An 18,289-nucleotide genomic window follows, 5' to 3' on the forward strand; every position below is an offset into this window, starting at 1 on the left:
TTTCAACCTTTTGTCGGGTTTGTATCAAGGAATGAACAAAGGAAGCAGGAGCTGCTAAGCCATGAAAAAAGGGGCGCATCCATTGGCCAGAATGGATGCACCCCTTTCTTGCGCAGACCGACTCAACCGCGAATACGGTGCTCGGTGAACTCGTAGTCTTCCTGGCAATCGCCCGAAGGGTCCTTCGCCACACTGACGTAATGCACCGTGTCGGCATCGATCAGCGTGTAAGTGTAGGTATCAGGCAGGGGCACGCCGGCGGTGCGCAACTCGTTCTTGCCATTGGCCGCCTTCCAGATACCGTGTTCAGTCTGGATCGGCTGGGTCTGCTGAGCATCCCGGAAGAAAGTAATGTTGAAGGTGCCGTCAGGCTTGAAGTTGTTTTTCCAGGACAGGAACTGGCACTTGCCGTTTTCCGACCGCACACCTTTCCATGAACCGATCAGGGATGGATCGTTGCCCGGTTTGTTGGCGGCACAGCCACCCAGTGTTGCAGCCAGGACGATGAGCGCCAGGCAGAGATTGCGTTTCACTTGGTATTTCCTTACTTCAACTGAATTCGATGCATCGCGTATGCAAGGTCAACCTGCTACAGGAATGCGCTGCCGGGGTTGGGTAACGTCGTAGACGTGCTGCTCGCAGAGATCACCGGAGAACTGGAATTCCACCTGGTACACCTTGCCCTGCTGCGGAGTGAAGGTGTTTTTCAGCGGCCCACAGGTATAAATGCCGGCGGTCACCCGGCTGCTCGAATACCCCGAGACCTCAAACGGCTTGCCGGCATCGGCCTGTGCTTCCAGTTGCGGAAAGCGTTTGACCGTCGCGCTGTTGGCCACTTCGTTGAGTTTGGCGATCCAGCCGAACACCTTGCCACGACCGGAATCCACAACGGTGCCGAGCACTTCCATGCGGCGGTCGGGATCATCGGCGCGGCGAATGGAAAACTCCACCGGATAGGTGCCCCCAGATGATTTCATGATGACCTTGGCGTGCTGGGCGTCCACCACCACTTGGTCCTGATGCAACTGGATGCCGTCTTTCAGCAGACTGGGGGAAGAGTTACGCACATTGGAATGGCAGCCTGGCAGCGCGAGCAGCAGGGTCAACATAACGAGCACACGTTTATTCACGCGGAAATCTCTATTGAGCAAGCAGGACGGGGAATGACATCAAAACAACGCCGCGATATTAGATGGCCATCATTTTGACGTCAAACCTATGTTGCGCTCGCCTGTCAGTGTTCAACGCCTGTCTCCGTCGCCACCTCGTGCGGTGCAAGCAAGCGGCCATCAGCCGACATCAATTGCAGTTTGCGAATTGGCTGACGATCCTTTGCATCAACCATCACCGAACCCGGCTCACCCGGCGCATACAGGTGCTCCCCGCCCCACTGCGACAGCGCAACGATCACCGTCTGCAAGGCCTTGCCGCGTTCGGTCAGCACGTATTCCTTATAGGCACCGCCATCGGCGGCCGGCACCGTTTGCAGGATCCCCTGCTCGACCAAGGCCTTGAGCCGGGCGCTGAGCATGTTCTTGGCGATGTCCAGATTCTTCTGAAAATCACTGAAGCGGCGGATGCCCTCCAGCGCATCGCGGATGATCAGCAGCGACCACCAGTCACCGATCAAATCCAGCGTACGGGCGACCGGGCAGGCGTTGCCGTGCAGGCTTTTGCGCTTCACAGGGTGTTTCTCCATCAAATCCAGCGTGTGGTTGCATCTTACAACTGTGGCGCTGGAAAAGAACCACGCCACCCGCCATGGCAATTGAGCACTTGCGTACAAGTGACAGCCGCGATTTGCGCCGATAGTGATGGGCGGCCATTGCGGCATCCGGCCTTCCGAACGATCGCCCACAGCAAGGAGTTCCCATGAGCACATTCACTACCGATGACGGCACACAGATCTATTTCAAGGACTGGGGCAGCGGCAAACCCGTGTTGTTCAGCCATGGCTGGCCGCTGGATGCCGACATGTGGGAATACCAGATGGAATACCTGAGCAGTCGCGGCTACCGCACGATTGCCTTCGACCGCCGTGGTTTCGGGCGCTCCGATCAACCGTGGACCGGCTACGACTACGACACCTTTGCCGATGACATCGCGCAACTGATCAACCACCTCGACCTGCGCGATGTCACGCTGGTGGGCTTCTCCATGGGTGGCGGCGACGTCAGCCGTTACATCGCCCGCCACGGCAGCGAGCGCGTTGCCGGGCTGGTACTGCTCGGTGCGGTGACGCCGCTGTTCGGCAAGAAGGCCGACTACCCGCAGGGCGTCGACACCTCGGTGTTCGACGGGATCAAGGCCGGTCTGCTCAAGGATCGCGCGCAATTCATCGCTGATTTCGCCGCGCCGTTCTACGGCACCAATCAGGGCCAGAAAGTCTCCGACGGCGTGCTCACGCAAACCCTGAACGTCGCCCTGCTCGCCTCGCTGAAAGGCACCGTGGATTGCGTCACCGCATTCTCGCAAACCGACTTCCGTCCGGACATGGCGAAGATCGACGTACCAACCTTGGTGATCCACGGCGACGGCGATCAGATCGTGCCGTTCGAAACCACCGGCAAGCAAGCCGCCGCCCTGATCAAAGGCGCCGAACTGAAAGTCTACGCCGGCGCGCCCCACGGTTTTGCCGTAACGCACACCGAAGCGCTGAATGAAGACCTGCTGGCGTTCCTCAACCGCTAAAAACGCTGCGCTGACCAGGCACCCATCCGGTCAGCGCACGTTGCGGTACAGCATCAAACGTGCGCTTTCGTGCAGGCCCCGCGTCAACTCCAAAAGGCGCTGGAATTCCTCGGGGTTTTGCCCGGCGACGTTATCCAGCGGGGTCTTCGACGCCAGGTCATGCAGGGTCGGTGAGCTGCCGTCATGTTGCATCTGCAGGAGGAAATTCTTGGTCACCCCGCCAATCAACGGGAACGTCCCCTCGCGCAGCACCAGCGGCACTACGCGCTCACCTTCCGGCGCCGGTTGCTGGACATCGCGGCCCATTGCGCCATTGCGGAACGGCACGCCGGCCATCCCGGCCACCGTCGGCAGCAGATCCGTCAGCCCCACCGCCTCCTCGATGACCTTCGGCGCAAGCATGCCCGGGGCGTGAATCAGCATCGGCACATGATTGCTTTCCAACCCCAGTTGCTCGAACGCCGGCGGCATGTGCGGGATCTGGCTGATACGCGTGTTGTGGTCGCCGAAGAACACAAAAATCGTGTTGTCGTAATAGCCGCCAGCCTTGGCCAATTCCATTAGTTTGCCGATATTGAAATCCAGCAGGCGCACCGCGTTGTACTGCTCGACGCTGCGCGAACCGGCGGCCTGCACCTGCTCCAGCGACAGGTTGCTGACCTCGAAACCGTCGTTGTCCTTGGGGATGGTGAATGGCCGATGGTTGCCCGAGGTTTGCACGTAGGCGAAGAACGGTCGGTCCTTCGGCAAGTCGCGCAGGATGCGGTCGCTCTCCTTGAACAGATCCAGATCGGAAATGCCCCACACGTCCACCAGCGGCGAACGCCAGTCACTTTCCTGATACAGGCGCACGCCGTCGATGCTCTGTTGGATCAGCGCATTGATGTTGGCCCAGCCGGCGTTACCGCCGATCATGTAGAGCTTCTGGTAATCGGTGAACGCGTTGATCAGCGTGTGCTGGCGGGTGATCAGCGGATGGCGCGTTGCGGTCTCGCGGCGCGTCACGTCGGGAACACCGGTGATGCTCGCCCACACGGTTTTCGCAGTGCCGGTGACTGGCACATAGAAGTGTTTGAAGAACCAGCTTTGGGCCGCCAATTGATCGAGGTTTGGCGTCGGGTTCAACGGATTGCCGTAGGCGCCGACGGCGCTGGTGCCCAGCGATTCGAGCATGATGAACATCACGTTCGGCGTGCCCGGCAGCCGATACGGTTGCACGCCTTGCTGCCGCTCGAACGTCAGGCTCTGCGGGTCCGGTCGATCCACGCCCAGATAGCGGGCAATCAACGGATAGTGCTCGCGCACCTGCGCCTCATCGAATTGCGCCTGCCCGGTTTTCAGCGTGTCGTACAGGAACAGCACCGGGTTCAGACCGACTGCGGCGATCTGCGCGTTACCGGAAAAGAACGCATCGCTCCAGCGCAGCGGCACCGGGTTTTCCAGGTTGAGATTGTCGACCCGACCGAGCAGCGCCAGCAGCACCACGACCACGCCCAGCCCGGTGCCGAATGCCAGCGACGGACGCCGGATAACCTTGGGTTCACGGGCCAGCGTCAGCCGTTCCAGCTGCAAAAGTCCGTAGAACCAGACGCCCAGCACCGCCAGCCAGCCGAGGGCAATCCACAGCACCGGGTAGGTTTCCCAGACCATCTGCTGCGAAATCTGCGCATCCTCCAGATAACGCAGCACCGTGGCGTTGATCCGCACGCCAAGATAGGCGTAATGACCGAAATCGATGATGTACAGCAGGCCGATAACGCCGAGCGCCAGCAGCCAGTAAATCCGCGCGACCCAGCGCAACCACGGCAACCGCGTGAGGTTCCAGCGCGGCACCCAGGCCAGCAGCGCCAATGGCAGGATCAGCAACACGGCGAGGCGCAGGTCGAAGCGCAAACCGATACCGAGGGTTTCGCGCAGCGCCGGGTTGTCGACGAACTCGCTGGGCGCGATCCCGGAAAACCCCAGCACGAACACCAGCCGGAGCACGGCAAACAACAAAAACGCCAAACCTGCCGCGCCCACGCCATAGCGCAGGCGTCGCGATTGCAACCAGCCCATCATTGACCTCAGTGTCGTTGGTTCAAATAGAAGATGTCGCGCCGGCCGGTGCGGCTCGCAGCAGACGCCAGACCTCACGGATGCACAGCGCTGCAGCGGCGATCAGGCAGTAACCCAGCAGCAGCGGATCGATCAGGTAATCCCAATAGTTTTCCGAGGCCTTGAGACGCAAGGCGAACGCCAGCGTGCCCAGCGCAAGCATCGACACTGCCAGCGTATTGCGCAGCCACAACAGCGCCAGTGCCAGCAGGCCGATACAGACGATCATCGGCCGTGGGTTGAAGCCCCAACGGTACGGATCGAAATACGTCAGGCCCATCGTCGCCGGGTACAGCAGCGCGGCCAGCACGGTAAACAGCACCAGCACCTGCACCCGTGCCGGCAATGTCTGCCGCTCGACCACGCCCAGTCGGACCAGACTGGCCCAGCCGAGCAACACCAGCGTGGTGATCGCCAGATCATCGGTGAAGCTACGCACGTACGCCGCCAAAGGCAGTTCGTTGATTGGCACGAAGCTGACCAGCGCCAGCAGCGGCAACAGCCACGGGCGCCAGCGTCGCGTGCATTGCAACGAGCCGAGCAGGACAAAACCCAGCAGGATGAATGTCAAATGGGCTTGCCAGAGCAACAGCATCACAGGCGCTCCTCGAGCCACGCTTCATTGAAGCTGACATGTTTGATGAAGGTGTTATTCCACGAATACACCAGGTGATAGAGGCCATCGCTGCCGCGACTGAAGTACGGATACTCGTACTCGAAATCACAGCCCTGCGGCTTGCACACCCGGTAATCCAGATTGCTCAGAAAGCGTTGCTCCAGCGGCAAGCGCCGGGCACCACTGGAAGCGCGAAAGCCTTCGCCGATGATCGCCTTGTAGGCTTCGGGGGCGAACGGCTGGCCGAGCGGATCGGGCGACTGATCGAGTTCGATCACGTTGCGCCAGTGGTTCAGATTGGCATCGGTGCCATAGAGGCTGAGCTTGAAGCGCCCGTCCTGCAGATCATTGAGCGCCACCAGCAGACCGTTGTCGCCGGTGCCGACTGCCGCGAGCGATGAATTGGGGTTGGCCGGTTCCAGCGGATACGGCTCGCTCCACGTCTGCCCGGCGTCCTCGGTGCGGCTGGCCAGCACTCGATGATGCGTGTCGCCGGCATAACGCAGCATGGCCACGGCACGTTTTCCGTCCAGCGGCACAATGGTCGGCTGCAACGAATGTTTGCCACGGCTGATGCGGAATTTATCGATCACCGCGCCGTCTGCGCTCAGGTACAGGTACTCGGCGAATTTGCCCATGAACTCGTGATACACCGGCAAACCGATCGAGCCGTCGGCATGGAACACCGGCGCGGCGCGCACCAGCGTACTGATGTTGAAAAACGGTGAAGTGATCAGCTGTCGCGGCGCCGACCAGTTGCGCCCGACATCATCCGAGACCATCACGTTGATCGCACTGGTGGCCCAGCCGCCCACGGATACCGAGACATAAAACATCCACAACCGTTGATCCGGCGCGAGGGCGATCACCGGATTGCCCAGTTTGCGGATGTAGCGGCGGGTGCCGTCGCGGGTCGATTCGCGGGTGGCCAACACCTGCTCGGCGCCCCACTCCGCGCTGTCGGCGTCATAGCGGGCGGTACGGATCTGCACGTCGGCGGCGCCTTCGCGGGAACCGGCGAACCACACCGCCATCAGGTCGCCGCCCGGCAGCGCGGTCACCGACGACGAGTGCACGAAATCATTCAGTTGCGAGGAGACGAAGCGACTGCTGTACAGCGGCTCCGGTGCCTGCAGCGAAGCATCGACGGGCGGCGCGGCCACGGCAAATGGCGCCAGCACATGAGCCGGATGACTGCGCCAGGCACCAAAGAAAACCAGGCTCACGGCCAGTCCGCCGAGGATAAGTTTCAAGCGATCGGGAAGCGCACGCATAGTGGACTCACGGCAAAAACAGGATGGAGGGCAATTGGCAAAACATCCCTGTCAGCGCGGCGGATCGTCCGGCAAGCGCCGTCGGCGTCCGGTGAGCATCGACAACGGCAAGTTGTCGCGCAGCAGAAAACTTTCGAACAGCGCGGCGGCGATGTGCAGGCAGACCAGCACCAGCAAGATGTCGGTAGCGGTTTCGTGCACCTGCAACGGCCAGTCGGCGCCCCACAAGGCATCGACCTCTTCCATGGCCCAGCCGCTCAAACCGGCGATGAACATCGCCAGCAACATCAACAGCATCACCAGCGCCCCCATCGGCGAATGCCCAAGACGATGCTCGGGCCGACCGGCAATCAACGAGCGCGCATGGGCGATCAGCCGCGTCGGCGTCGGCCAGAAATCCGCCCAACGCGCACTGCGCGGCCCGACAAAGCCCCACACCAGCCGCACCAGCAGCCAGCCCATGGCGTAATAGCCGAGCCAGACATGCCAGTCGTCTCCGGCTTCATTGAAGAAGTAATTGGCGACAAAGACGCCCGCGATGGACAGATGAAACAGCCGCACCACGGGGTCCCACAGGCGCACGGACGTGCTCGGCATCAGCCCTTGATCTCGGTTTTCACCGCTTTGCCGCTGACCGGGTCGTGGTAGATCTCGACCTTGCGCTTGTCCTTGTCGAAACCGTAGATCTCGTAGCAGTTGCCGTCGGTGACCTTGAACTTGCTGATCTCGTAGCCCTGAGCCTTGAGCTGCTCCTGAAAGGCTTTCTGGTCTTGCCATTGCGAGCGTTCGGCGGTGGTGCATTGCGGGCCGGCGACGGCCAACGGACTGGCAACGATGAGGGACAACAGCAGAAGTTTGCGCATGGAAACACTCTCGCTCGATGAGGAAGGCCTCACTGTGCAAAAGCAACCTTAGTCGAAGCTTAGTTGGCAACGAGTCGTTACATCTTTCCCGTCGGGTCAGCTGCCACAGCTGGCTGCACAGCGGCATGATGCCGCCGGTCAACCGCCGTGTTTCCTCAAGAGAATCCGTTATGCGCCTACTGCTGGTCGAAGATGATCGCGCCCTCGGTCAAGGCATTCGCGTTGCCCTCGGCAGCGAAGGCTACACCCTCGACTGGTTGCAGGATGGGGTCAGCGCCCTGCACGCCCTGCGCAGTGAGAGCTTCGACTTGCTGCTGCTCGACCTCGGCCTGCCACGGCTCGACGGCCTCGCGCTGTTGCAACGCTTGCGTGGTGAACAACAGGACTTGCCGGTGCTGATCCTCACCGCCCGCGACGGCACTGCCGAACGCATTGCCGGACTGGATGCCGGCGCCGACGACTACCTGATCAAACCGTTCGATGTCGATGAACTGAAAGCGCGGATTCGCGCGTTGCTGCGCCGCAGCCAGGGCCGGGCGCAACCGGTGCTCGAGCATGCGGGAGTGTGTCTGGATCCGGTCACGCAGCAGGTCACCTGGCACGGCACCGACGTGGTGGTGACGCCGATGGAATATCAACTGCTGCATCAACTGATGGCCCGCCCCGGCAAGGTCGTCACCCGCGAACGCCTATCGCGAGCGCTGTATGGCTGGCAGGATCGGGTCGAGAGCAACACCCTCGAAGTGCTGATCCACAACCTGCGCAAAAAACTCTCGAGCGATTTGATCCGCACCGTGCGCGGTGTCGGCTATGTGGTGGAGCTCAAACCATGATTTCCATACGCGCGCGGATTCTGGTGCCGGTGCTGATTCTGGTATTGATCGGCGACCTGCTGATCAGTTGGCTGGTGCTGCGCGACAGTCACCATGAAATCGAAGAGGTCTATGATGCCCAACTGGCACAAAGCGCACGCCTGTTGCAAGGCGTGCTGGCCCAGCGCGCGCCCGGCGACAACGACTGGAGCCGGCTCTATCAGGCCTTCGATGAAGCCATGAGCCGGGTCGGCGACGGCGAGGCCGCGCACCCTTACGAAACCCGTCTGACCTTTCAGGTATGGCGCAGCGACGGGCAGTTGCTGGTGCGCTCGGCCGAAGCGCCGGAGCTTGCCGCACCGCCCACCACCCTCGGCTCCCATGACCTGATGGAGAACGGCCACGACTGGTGTGCGTTCCTGCTCAAGGATTCGCAACAAGGGCTGCTGATCTGGGTCGGCGAGCGCGACGACATCCGCCAGGATCTGATCGAGCGCATCGTCGGCCACACCGTCTGGCCGAGCCTGATTGGCGTACCGCTACTGGCTGCGTTGATCTGGCTGACCATCGGCTGGGGCCTGCAACCGTTGCGCGCCATGGCGCAGAGCATTCGCGGCCGTGACACCGAAACCCTGAAACCGCTGCACCTCAGCCCCCTGCCCCACGATCTGGAACCAATGCAGACCGCGCTCAATCGCCTGTTGCAGCAGATCGACAATCTGCTGGCGCGTGAGCGGCGCTTCATTGCCGACGCCGCGCACGAGTTGCGCACGCCGCTGGCGATCCTGCGGATCCACGCGCAAAACGCGCAACTGGCGGCGAACCCGCAACAACGCGAAGAGGCGCTGGAATATCTGCTCAGCGCGGTGGATCGGGCGACGCGTATCGCCAGTCAATTGTTGACCATGGCGCGCATCGAACCGCACCTGGCCAATCCCGAAACCCGCAGCGTGGAACTGACCGAACTGGTGCGCGAAGAGCTCGCCGAACTGGCACCGCTGGCCCTGGAAAAAGACGTCGAACTGATCCTCGACAGCGACCACCACTGCCCGGTCGACACCGACCCGGTGGCCCTCGCCATCGCCTTGCAGAACCTGGTGACCAACGCCCTGAACTTCGCCCCGCCGGGCAGCGAGGTACGGGTTCAGGTGCAACCGCAGGCGGGCGGCGCGGTGTACATCAGCGTCGAGGACAGCGGGCCCGGGATCAACGAGCAGGAATACGCGCGGCTGTTCGAGCGTTTCTACAGCCACGGCCACGGCAATGGCGCCGGACTGGGGTTGGCGATCGTGCAGATGATCGTCAGCAAGATCGGCAGCACGTTGCAGCTGTACAACCGACCGCAGGGCGGGTTGTGTGCGGAGTTGCGGATCAATGAGCTCTCGAGTCAATAACATCGCCCGAACCCTGCACAAGCATTGTGGCGAGGGAGCTTGCTCCCGCTGGACTGCGCAGCAGGCCTTCTGCTGTTCGGCAAAGAAAGGGCCGCTGCGCGACCCGGCGGGACGGTGCGACGATTCGACAAGTTCCCTCGCCACAGAGTCTGGTGTTGATCGATCGCCTCAATGCTTTTGACAAAATTTTCATGTTTGCCCCCATAAGATCCGCAGCCTCGTTGGGGAGTAGCCTGTTTCCGAGTCCCTCGGAAGCGTTCGTATCAACATTCTCGGCAACCTGCCGTGGTACGAACACCTTTTGGTTGGTGAGACCGACGACACATCCATGCCTGAAGTCGGGCGTGTGGTTGTGTCGTTGACTCATAGCCCGACTGGAAGTGTGCCCCCGTGAATCCTGTTTCCCTCATATTTCTCGCTCTGGCCATGTCCACGGACGCGTTCGCCGCAGCCATCGGCAAAGGCTCCAGCCTGCACAAACCACGTCTGACCGAAGCGCTGCGCACCGGTCTGATCTTCGGCGTGATCGAGGCCATCACCCCGATCATCGGCTGGCTGATCGGCCAGGCTGCCACCCGCTGGGTCGCCGAATGGGACCACTGGATCGCCTTCACCCTGCTGCTGATTCTCGGTCTGCACATGATCTACAACGGCCTGAAACACGAAGACGAGGAAGAAGAAAAACCCGGCCAGCATTCGTTCCTGATTCTCGCGGTTACCGCGTTCGCCACCAGCATTGACGCCCTCGCAGTCGGCGTCGGCCTGGCGTTTGTCGACGTGAATATCTGGGTGGCGGCAGCGGCCATCGGCGTGGCGACCATGACCATGGTGACCATTGGCGTGATGCTTGGTCGGGTGCTCGGTGCGGTCGTCGGCAAGCGTGCGGAAATCGTCGGTGGCGTGGTGCTGATGATCGTCGGCGCGACCATTCTGTACGAGCACTTGTCGGCCTGAGTCAGGTCTGGACAAGCGCCGCCAGTGTCATCGCGTTGCCCAACGCGGCGCCACTGGCGGTGTTGTCGAAGATGCACCAGACGCTGGCGCCTTCAGCAGCGCAGAGCTGCATATTCTGCGCAAGCTGCTGCAGATAAGGCAGCTCATAAGCACTGTGATAAATCCGTGGCGCGCCATGCAGTCGCCAATAGCGCACACCCGCCCAGCCCTGCGCCGAACCGTCGGTACTGATCCGCGACGGATCGACCACGACCTGGGAAATCCGATACGCCTGCAACATCGGCGCCGCCACCACCCACGACTCATGCCGTGGCTCAAGCACCACGTCACCGGCGAAGCGTTGGCACAACGCCACGAAAAACGCCTCTGCGCGTGCCGGCTCAAAGGCCAGCGACGGCGGCAGTTGCACCAGCAAACACCCCAGCCTATCGGCCAGGCCTTCGCACTGCCCGAGAAACTCATCCAGCGCTTGCTCACAGTTTTGCAGACGCAACTCATGAGTAATCTGCTTTGGCACCTTCACCGAAAAACGAAAACCCGGCGGCACCGAATCCGCCCAGCGCGCATAGGTCTGACGCCGATGCGGGCGATAGAACGAGCTGTTGATTTCCACGCAGTCGAACCGCGCGGCATAACGCTGCAGATGCGTGCCCTCGGCCGGAAACTGCGGCCAATACTCACGCCCCAGACTCCAGCCTGCGCAACCGATGAACATCAAAAAAGCCCCTTCGCCGCTTCACGCATGAAAATCTCCACGGTCTCGTTCACAGATTTCAGGCACAACGGAATACCTGTGGGAGCCGGCTTGCCAGCGAAGGCGTCGATACATCCACAATCGCTGTGCCTAACACAACGCTTTCGCGAGCAAGCTCGCTCCCACAGGGTTCAGCGGCGCTCACAGATTTGGAGCGCGACGAAATACCTGTGGGAGCTGGCTTGCCAGCGAAGGCGTCGATACATCCACAAACGCTGTGCCTGACACAACGCTTTCGCGAGCAAGCTCGCTCCCACAGGGTTCAGCGGCGCTCACAGATTTGGAGCGCGACGAAATACCTGTGGGAGCTGGCTTGCCAGCGAAGGCGTCGACACATCCACAATCGCTGTGCCTGACACACCGCTTTCGCGAGCAAGCCCGCTCCCACAGGGTTCTGCGGCGCTCACAGATTTGGAGCGCGACGAAATACCTGTGGGAGCTGGCTTGCCAGCGAAGGTGTCGATACATCCACAAACGCTGTGCCTGACACAACGCTTTCGCGAGCAAGCTCGCTCCCACAGGGTTCTGCGGCGCTCACAGATTTGGAGCACAACGAAATACCTGTGGGAGCTGGCTTGCCAGCGAAGGCGTCGATACATCCACAAACGCTGTGCCTGACACAACGCCTTCGCGAGCAAGCCCGCTCCCACAGGGTTCTGCGGCGCTCACAGATTTGGAGCACGACGAAATACCTGTGGGAGCTGGCTTGCCAGCGAAGGCGTCGATACATCCACAAACGCTGTGCCTGACACAACGCTTTCGCGAGCAAGCCCGCTCCCACAGGGTTCAGCGGCGCTCACAGATTTGGAGCGCGACGAAGCGCCTACACGATTATTTTTTGCCGGGCAGGACGCTGGCCAGCACCTGCTTGGCGGCTTGCACGATCACGCCCGCCTCGTCCGGGTCGCGTTTGAGCAAGGTCGTGGCAAATTTCTTCGCCTGTTCGAGCTTGATGTGCGGCGGCAATGGCGGCACGTTGGGGTCGGTCTTGAACTCGATCAGCACCGGTACGTCCGAGGCCAGTGCCTGCTCCCAGGCGGCGGCGACGTCTTCTTCGCGGTCGACGAAAATTCCTTTCAGGCCGATGGAAATGGCGAACAGGTGATACGGCACGTCGGGAATGCTTTGCGAGGCTTCGAACTTCGGATCGCCCTCCATCACCCGCTGCTCCCAGGTGACCTGATTCAGGTCCTCGTTGTTGAACACCGCACAGATCCACTTCGGGCTGTCCCACTGGCGCCAGTATTTGGCGACGGTGATCAGCTCGGCCATGTTGTTCATCTGCATCGCGCCGTCACCCACCAGCGCAATCACCGCGCGCTCGGGATGGGCGAACTTGGCGGCGATCGCGTACGGCACGGCAGCGCCCATCGAGGCCAGGCCACCGGACAACGAACATTGCATGCCGCGACGAATTTTCAGGTCACGGGCGTACCAGTTGGCACAGGAACCCGAGTCGCTGGTGATGATCGCCTGATCCGGCAGGCGCGGTGACAGCTCATACACCACCCGCTGCGGATTGATCGGATCGGCTTTGGACATCGCGCGTTTTTCCAGGGTCTTCTCCCAGGTACTGCGCCAGCCTTCAATTTTCCTGCGCCATTTGTGCGAAGTTTTCTGTTCGAGCAACGGCAGCAGTGCAGCAAGGGTTTCGGCGGAGTCGCCGACCAGATTGACCTCCATCGGATAACGCAGGCTGAGCATGTCTGGCTGCAGATCGATCTGCACGCCACGCGCCTGACCTTCCTTGGGCAGGAACTCGGCATAGGGGAAACCCGAGCCGATCATCAGCAAGGTGTCGCACTCGTGCATCATCTTGTAGCTCGGTTCGGTGCCCAGCAGGCCGATGCTGCCGGTGACCCACGGCAAATCGTCCGGCAGCGCGGCCTTGCCAAGCAACGCCTTGGCAACCCCGGCACCGAGCTTTTCCGCAATGGCGATCACTTCATCCGTCGCCTGCAACGCGCCGGCGCCCACCAGAATCGCAACCTTTTCACCGCTGTTCAAAACGTCGGCGGCGCGCTGCAGATCCGCCTCATAGGGCAGCACTTTCGGCTTGGTATAACCGACGCCGGAATGCGCGGTGCCGTGTGCCCGCGCCGGTGGCTCATACTCAAGATCCTGCAAATCATTGGGCAGGATGATCGCCGTCACCCGCCGCTCGCCAACCGCCGTACGCACGGCGCGATCGAGCAAATGCCGCACCTGCGACGGCGCCGACGCCTGCTGCACAAACGCCCCGGCCACATCCTTGAACATCGAGACCAGATCCAGCTCCTGCTGGTAATGACTGCCGAGCGCCGTCCGAGCCTGCTGGCCGACAATCGCCAGCACCGGTTGATGATCCATGCGTGCGTCGTATAAGCCGGTGATCAGATGCGAAGCACCCGGTCCCGAAGTGGCAATGCACACGCCCAACTCGCCCGTGAACTTGGCGTGGGCCGATGCCATGAACGCGGCCATTTCTTCGTGCCGCGCCTGAACGAATTCGATCTTGCCATTGGCTCGGGCGAGCGCACCGAACACACCATTGATGCCATCCCCCGGATAACCAAAAATCCGCGTGACACCCCATTGGCTGAGCCGCTCAACCAGAAAATCTCCCACTGTCGTCGTCATCTCGTTCCTCGCCTGTCACCGATGCATGAAGCCTGCCCAGCGAGATATCCGCCGGGCGGTACATGGGTCTGGACAGCTTGGGAGCGCGCGAAGTTTCGATTGTTTTTACCCGACGGCGTTGCCGAGCCGATCCCTGCAGGAGCTGCCGCAGGCTGCGATCTTTTGCTGTTGTTTTTGAAGATCAAAAGATCGGGGCTCATCAACGATGCGGGTGCACCGTCATCGCCACCAGTTTGATCACGATCGGCCGCACCACGAGGATGCAAAGGAAAGCCACCGGCATCGCCAGCTTGTAGGCGTGCAGCGCATTACTCAGGTAGTCGTTATCAATCCCGGAGTTGGCCGCAGTGATCACCAGCGACATCAGGAACGCCATGATCGTCGCCATATACAACGCAAACACATACGGCGTCGCCCGTGCAGAAAGCTTGCGTCGACCGAGATACAAGGCATCGGTAGTGGTTCTTTGATTCATATGGCTTTTCCATCCATTGACAGGGAGCCGGCACCTTAGCAAAGCCCCCTGCCCTCAACTAGACGGCCCGCCACAGGTACTTTATAAAGCAGAACTTACGAATCAAACCCACGCGGCGGGACACGGATGAATCTGTTGGCGGCGATTGCCAGTTTTATCAAAGTGGTCGAAGCAGGCTCCATCGTCGGCGCCGCCAAGACCCTGGGCGTCAGTGCGGCCGCGGTCAGCCAGACCCTCAATCGCCTGGAAACGCACCTCGGCGTTCGCCTGCTGCAACGCACCACCCGCAGCATGGCCCTCACCGAAAATGGTGCGCTGTATTACGAAAAGGTCCGACGCATCGCGGCTGATCTGGAGTCGGCGCAAAGTGCGATCGTCGGCGATGAAAGCGAACTGCAAGGGCGTTTGAGCATCGCCTCCACCAGCGCGTTCGGCCGCCACGTCCTGGCGCCGTTACTCGCCAGTTTCGCCGCGCTGCATCCGCGCCTGCTGGTCGAGCTGTCGACCACCAACGGCAAGATCAATCACATCCAGGACGGCATCGACCTGAGCCTGCGGATCAAGCCGCAACTGGAAGACGGCATCGTCGCGCGCCGGATCGTGTCCCTGCCCTTCGTCTTCTGCGCCGCTCCCGCCTACCTTGCGCGCGCCGGCGTACCGCAAACACCGCAAGACCTGCAGCATCACGCCTGCCTCGCGTTTCGCTATCCACTGGATGGACGCTTTCTGCGCTGGGGCCTCATCCGCGACGGCCAACGCTACGACGCCCCGATCAACGCCACCGCCATCAGCGACGACATCGACGCGCTGGCGCAAATGGCAGTCAACGGCGCAGGTGTCACGCGCCTGGCCGAATTCGTCGCTGCGCCCTATCTCGAGAGCGGTCAACTGGTGCAACTGTTCGAAGATCTTCCGGGTGATACCCACGGGCATGTCGAACCGATGGACATCTATGCATGCGTGCAGGAACGAGCAGCGATGACGCCGAAGGTCAGAGCCTTCATGGATTATTTGACGGAGCACTTGAATAGGCGCTGGCCAGTGCAAGCTGGTTGATCCACAGCAGCTCTTGCACTTTCAAGGCTGCAGATCACCCCCGAGCCATTGGCTGCACGCACTCATCTGCTGGGTAATCCACTCGCGAAAAAGCATGGCATTGGCACTCTGTTCGAAGGGTCGCGGTGACAGCAGGCAATAACTCGAACCGTCGCGAACGAAGCCGAACGGCGCGATCAACTGGCCGGACTTGAGTTCGTCTTGCACCATCAGAAACGACGCCATACCGACGCCCAGCCCGGCCAGCGCGGCCTGAATGCACAGGTAGAAATGCTCGTAATCGACCCGACTGACACCCGACGCATTCATGCCAACCAGTCGCACCCAGTTGTCCCACGCCTGCGGGCGGGTCTTGCTGTGCAGCAGGCAGGCGCCGCGCAAATGATCGCCGTCAGAACGACTGGACGGCACGCAGACCGGGCCGATCCACTCTTCACAAACAGTCACGGCGTGCACGGTCTCGTCCCAATGGAAATCATCGCGGCGGATCGCCAGATCCACGCCTGAACGAGCGAAGTCGATCGGCCCGCCAGCCGTCAGCAATTGCACCTGCAACTGTGGGTGTGCGCTGTGGAAGTCAGGCAAGCGCGGGATCAACCACTTCATGGCGATGGTTGGCTCGCAGGACACCACCAGCACATCGTCGTGGACTTCACGCTGCAGGCGATAAACCGTGTTCTGCAATTGCTCGAACATCGGCGCGGTGACGTTGAACAGCAAGCGTCCCGCGTGATTGAGAAAAATCGCGCGGTTACGCCGCTCGAACAACTCGACCCCGATCGCCTCCTCCAGCAAGCGCACCTGGCGGCTGACCGCGCCGTGGGTGACGTGCAGCAGCTCGGCGGCCTTGACGAAACTCTGGGTCTGGGCGGCGGTGTTGAAGAAGCGAAAGGCAGCCAGCGGAGGCAGGTTCATATAGACGATGATTTCTCACAGATTTTCGCGACTATAAATCGTTTTTTTTGCCAAAGACACTTCTCCATCATGTCGCCGCTCAGGGCCTGTTAATTCCATCCACGCTGTTGGCGGCGATGCTGCAGGCGCTGTATCTGTGAATTCAAGTAGCGCAAATAACGCGATGGAGCGTATGGATGAATGAATTGTTTCTGGTAATCGCCATCACTGTTCTGGCGGTGATCAGCCCCGGCCCGGACTTTGCCATGGTCACTCGCAACAGTTATGCCTACGGGCGGCGCAGTGGTTTGCTGGCTGCGCTGGGCATCGCCTGTGGCGTGCAGGTTCATGTGTTCTACACGGTGTTCGGGGTGGCGCTGATCATCACTCAGTCACCAATGTTGTTCTGGATGATGAAGCTGCTGGGTGCCGGCTACCTGGTCTATCTGGGCATCAAGTCCTTTACCAATAAATCTGTTCTGACATTTGCCGATGCGAGCGCTTCGGCACCCCGTGCCTGGAAGGTGTACTGCTCAGGTTTTCTGACCAATGCACTGAATCCGAAAACCATGTTGTTCGTGGTAGCGGCGTACAGTCAGGTGGTGGAGCCAGGCAGTTCGCTGACGTTGAACTTCGCCTATGGCCTGTTCATGTCGGTCATTCATTGGCTGTGGTTCAGCCTGGTCGCGCTGTTTTTCTCCACAGAACGGTTACGCCGGCGCCTGCTGGAAAAACAGCGGCTCCTCGACAAGCTCATCGGGATCGCGTTGATGGGTCTGGCGGCGTGTTTGATCATTCCGGGGGTTGCGCAGTCTTGAGCTAGAGCGTTTATGCTGTCTGGTCTGATACCCGTCAGGTCATTCTCGGCAAGTTCACCATGAGGCCCATTTCATGAGTAAAGCGCCCTACGTACCGCCCAAAGTCTGGAAACACGAAGCCCCGTCCGGCGGCCATTTCGCCAGCATCAACCGCCCGATTGCCGGGCCGACGCATGAAAAGACCCTGCCCGTGGGCAAACACCCGCTGCAGTTGTATTCACTGGCGACGCCCAATGGCGTCAAGGTGACCATCCTGCTGGAAGAATTGCTCGCACTGGGGCACACCGAGGCCGAGTACGACGCGTGGCTGATCCGCATCAACGAGGGCGATCAGTTCTCCAGCGGTTTTGTCGAGATCAATCCGAACTCGAAGATTCCGGCGCTGCTCGACCACAGCGTACAGCCGCCGATTCGGGTATTCGAATCCGGTTCGATCCTGCTGTATCTGGCAGAGAAATTCGGCGCCTTCCTGCCGAAAGATCCCGCCGGCCGCACGGAAACCCTGAACTGGCTGTTCTGGCAGATGGGCGCCGCACCTTATCTGGGCGGCGGTTTCGGGCACTTCTACGCGTATGCGCCGGAGAAGCTCGAATACCCGATCAACCGCTTCACCATGGAGGCCAAGCGTCAGCTCGACGTGCTCGACCGACGCCTCAAGGAAAGCCGCTACCTGGCCGGCGACAGCTACACCATCGCCGACATCGCGGTCTGGCCGTGGTACGGCCAACTGGTGCGCAACAACGTGTATGCGGCCGCCGAATTTCTAGCGGCCCACGAATACACCCACGTGCAGCGCTGGGCAGAGGACATCGCCCAACGCCCTGCGGTGATTCGTGGCCAGCGGGTCAATCGCACCTGGGGTGACGAGGCGAGCCAGGTTGCGGAGCGACATCAGGCCAGCGATCTGGACTGACGCCACATTCCCACAAAGATTTGTGCTGGACAGGGGCATCCCGGTTCACAGCAACCTTT

19 protein-coding genes and 1 riboswitch are annotated in these 18,289 nt (G+C 61.0%); of the genes, 7 read left to right on the forward strand and 12 right to left on the reverse strand.

Annotation, left to right across the window (positions count from 1 at the left end; translation table 11 throughout):
- Nucleotides 1-122 precede the first annotated feature (122 nt).
- From E4T63_RS16265 to E4T63_RS16275, 3 genes are all read right to left on the reverse strand, one after another.
- Entirely contained in the window at nucleotides 123-533 is a 411-nt protein-coding gene (locus E4T63_RS16265; protein ID WP_098964310.1) for a hypothetical protein, read from the reverse strand.
- A gap of 48 nt (nucleotides 534-581) precedes the next feature.
- Nucleotides 582-1,109: a hypothetical protein gene (locus E4T63_RS16270; RefSeq protein ID WP_432431697.1), complete on the reverse strand. Its 528-nt coding sequence runs from the start codon at nucleotides 1,107-1,109 to the stop codon at nucleotides 582-584.
- 125 nt (nucleotides 1,110-1,234) lie between these two features.
- Nucleotides 1,235-1,684, reverse strand: a complete 450-nt coding sequence (locus E4T63_RS16275) for a winged helix-turn-helix transcriptional regulator (RefSeq protein ID WP_135296011.1) — start codon at nucleotides 1,682-1,684, stop codon at nucleotides 1,235-1,237.
- A gap of 188 nt (nucleotides 1,685-1,872) precedes the next feature.
- On the opposite strand from E4T63_RS16275, the gene E4T63_RS16280 reads away from it, so the two are divergent.
- Nucleotides 1,873-2,691 carry an alpha/beta fold hydrolase gene (locus E4T63_RS16280; protein ID WP_135296012.1) on the forward strand — a complete coding sequence of 273 codons (819 nt, stop codon included), beginning with the start codon at nucleotides 1,873-1,875 and terminating at the stop codon, nucleotides 2,689-2,691.
- A 30-nt stretch (nucleotides 2,692-2,721) separates the two neighbouring features.
- Here the strand turns inward: E4T63_RS16280 and E4T63_RS16285 are convergent, their stop codons facing one another.
- From E4T63_RS16285 to E4T63_RS16305, 5 genes are read right to left on the reverse strand one after another with little or no spacing between them, the layout of a single operon-like run.
- Nucleotides 2,722-4,749, reverse strand: a complete 2,028-nt coding sequence (locus E4T63_RS16285; protein ID WP_135296013.1) for an LTA synthase family protein — start codon at nucleotides 4,747-4,749, stop codon at nucleotides 2,722-2,724.
- 22 nt (nucleotides 4,750-4,771) lie between these two features.
- A complete protein-coding gene (locus E4T63_RS16290; protein WP_135296014.1) occupies nucleotides 4,772-5,383 on the reverse strand; it encodes a hypothetical protein in 612 nt (203 codons plus the stop codon).
- Complete coding sequence (locus E4T63_RS16295; RefSeq protein ID WP_135296015.1) at nucleotides 5,383-6,678, reverse strand: sialidase family protein; 1,296 nt, start codon at nucleotides 6,676-6,678, stop codon at nucleotides 5,383-5,385. Before E4T63_RS16295 ends, E4T63_RS16290 begins: the two co-directional genes overlap by 1 nt.
- 51 nt (nucleotides 6,679-6,729) lie before the next feature.
- Entirely contained in the window at nucleotides 6,730-7,275 is a 546-nt protein-coding gene (locus tag E4T63_RS16300; protein ID WP_098964317.1) for a cytochrome b/b6 domain-containing protein, read from the reverse strand.
- Nucleotides 7,275-7,541, reverse strand: a complete 267-nt coding sequence (locus tag E4T63_RS16305) for a PepSY domain-containing protein (RefSeq protein ID WP_007960465.1) — start codon at nucleotides 7,539-7,541, stop codon at nucleotides 7,275-7,277. The genes E4T63_RS16300 and E4T63_RS16305 overlap by 1 nt, the downstream gene beginning before the upstream one ends.
- 170 nt (nucleotides 7,542-7,711) lie before the next feature.
- Here E4T63_RS16305 and E4T63_RS16310 point away from each other — a divergent pair, with 170 nt between their 5' ends.
- From E4T63_RS16310 to mntP, 3 genes are all read left to right on the forward strand, one after another.
- Nucleotides 7,712-8,374 carry a response regulator gene (locus tag E4T63_RS16310; protein ID WP_098964318.1) on the forward strand — a complete coding sequence of 221 codons (663 nt, stop codon included), beginning with the start codon at nucleotides 7,712-7,714 and terminating at the stop codon, nucleotides 8,372-8,374.
- Complete coding sequence (locus tag E4T63_RS16315) at nucleotides 8,371-9,747, forward strand: ATP-binding protein (protein WP_098964319.1); 1,377 nt, start codon at nucleotides 8,371-8,373, stop codon at nucleotides 9,745-9,747. The genes E4T63_RS16310 and E4T63_RS16315 overlap by 4 nt, the downstream gene beginning before the upstream one ends.
- Nucleotides 9,748-9,957: 210 nt before the next feature.
- Nucleotides 9,958-10,129: riboswitch (yybP-ykoY riboswitch) on the forward strand.
- Nucleotides 10,130-10,137: 8 nt separating this feature from the next.
- The gene (gene mntP / locus E4T63_RS16320; RefSeq protein WP_045122500.1) at nucleotides 10,138-10,701 is read left to right on the forward strand and encodes a manganese efflux pump MntP; all 564 of its coding nucleotides are present in this window, start codon (nucleotides 10,138-10,140) and stop codon (nucleotides 10,699-10,701) included.
- A gap of 1 nt (nucleotide 10,702) precedes the next feature.
- Here the strand turns inward: mntP and E4T63_RS16325 are convergent, their stop codons facing one another.
- The 3 genes from E4T63_RS16325 to E4T63_RS16335 form a co-directional block, all read right to left on the reverse strand.
- Nucleotides 10,703-11,416, reverse strand: coding sequence for a DUF72 domain-containing protein (locus E4T63_RS16325; protein WP_098964320.1), 714 nt, complete (start codon nucleotides 11,414-11,416; stop codon nucleotides 10,703-10,705).
- 870 nt (nucleotides 11,417-12,286) lie between these two features.
- Entirely contained in the window at nucleotides 12,287-14,074 is a 1,788-nt protein-coding gene (locus tag E4T63_RS16330; protein ID WP_135296016.1) for a thiamine pyrophosphate-requiring protein, read from the reverse strand.
- Between the two features lie 199 nt (nucleotides 14,075-14,273).
- A complete protein-coding gene (locus tag E4T63_RS16335) occupies nucleotides 14,274-14,549 on the reverse strand; it encodes a DUF2798 domain-containing protein (protein ID WP_134786637.1) in 276 nt (91 codons plus the stop codon).
- A 126-nt stretch (nucleotides 14,550-14,675) separates the two neighbouring features.
- Between E4T63_RS16335 and E4T63_RS16340 the strand changes: the two genes are divergently transcribed.
- On the forward strand, nucleotides 14,676-15,605 hold the full coding sequence (locus E4T63_RS16340) for a LysR family transcriptional regulator (protein WP_135296017.1): 930 nt from the start codon (nucleotides 14,676-14,678) through the stop codon (nucleotides 15,603-15,605).
- Between the two features lie 21 nt (nucleotides 15,606-15,626).
- Here the strand turns inward: E4T63_RS16340 and E4T63_RS16345 are convergent, their stop codons facing one another.
- The gene (locus E4T63_RS16345) at nucleotides 15,627-16,520 is read right to left on the reverse strand and encodes a LysR substrate-binding domain-containing protein (RefSeq protein ID WP_135296018.1); all 894 of its coding nucleotides are present in this window, start codon (nucleotides 16,518-16,520) and stop codon (nucleotides 15,627-15,629) included.
- A gap of 176 nt (nucleotides 16,521-16,696) precedes the next feature.
- On the opposite strand from E4T63_RS16345, the gene E4T63_RS16350 reads away from it, so the two are divergent.
- Both E4T63_RS16350 and yghU read left to right on the forward strand, forming a co-directional pair.
- Complete coding sequence (locus E4T63_RS16350; protein ID WP_135296019.1) at nucleotides 16,697-17,317, forward strand: LysE family translocator; 621 nt, start codon at nucleotides 16,697-16,699, stop codon at nucleotides 17,315-17,317.
- A 73-nt stretch (nucleotides 17,318-17,390) separates the two neighbouring features.
- Complete coding sequence (yghU, locus tag E4T63_RS16355; protein WP_135296020.1) at nucleotides 17,391-18,230, forward strand: glutathione-dependent disulfide-bond oxidoreductase; 840 nt, start codon at nucleotides 17,391-17,393, stop codon at nucleotides 18,228-18,230.
- Nucleotides 18,231-18,289 lie beyond the last annotated feature (59 nt).

Origin of the sequence: Pseudomonas fluorescens (assembly GCF_004683905.1) — a bacterium.
Taxonomy (GTDB): domain Bacteria; phylum Pseudomonadota; class Gammaproteobacteria; order Pseudomonadales; family Pseudomonadaceae; genus Aquipseudomonas; species Aquipseudomonas putida_A.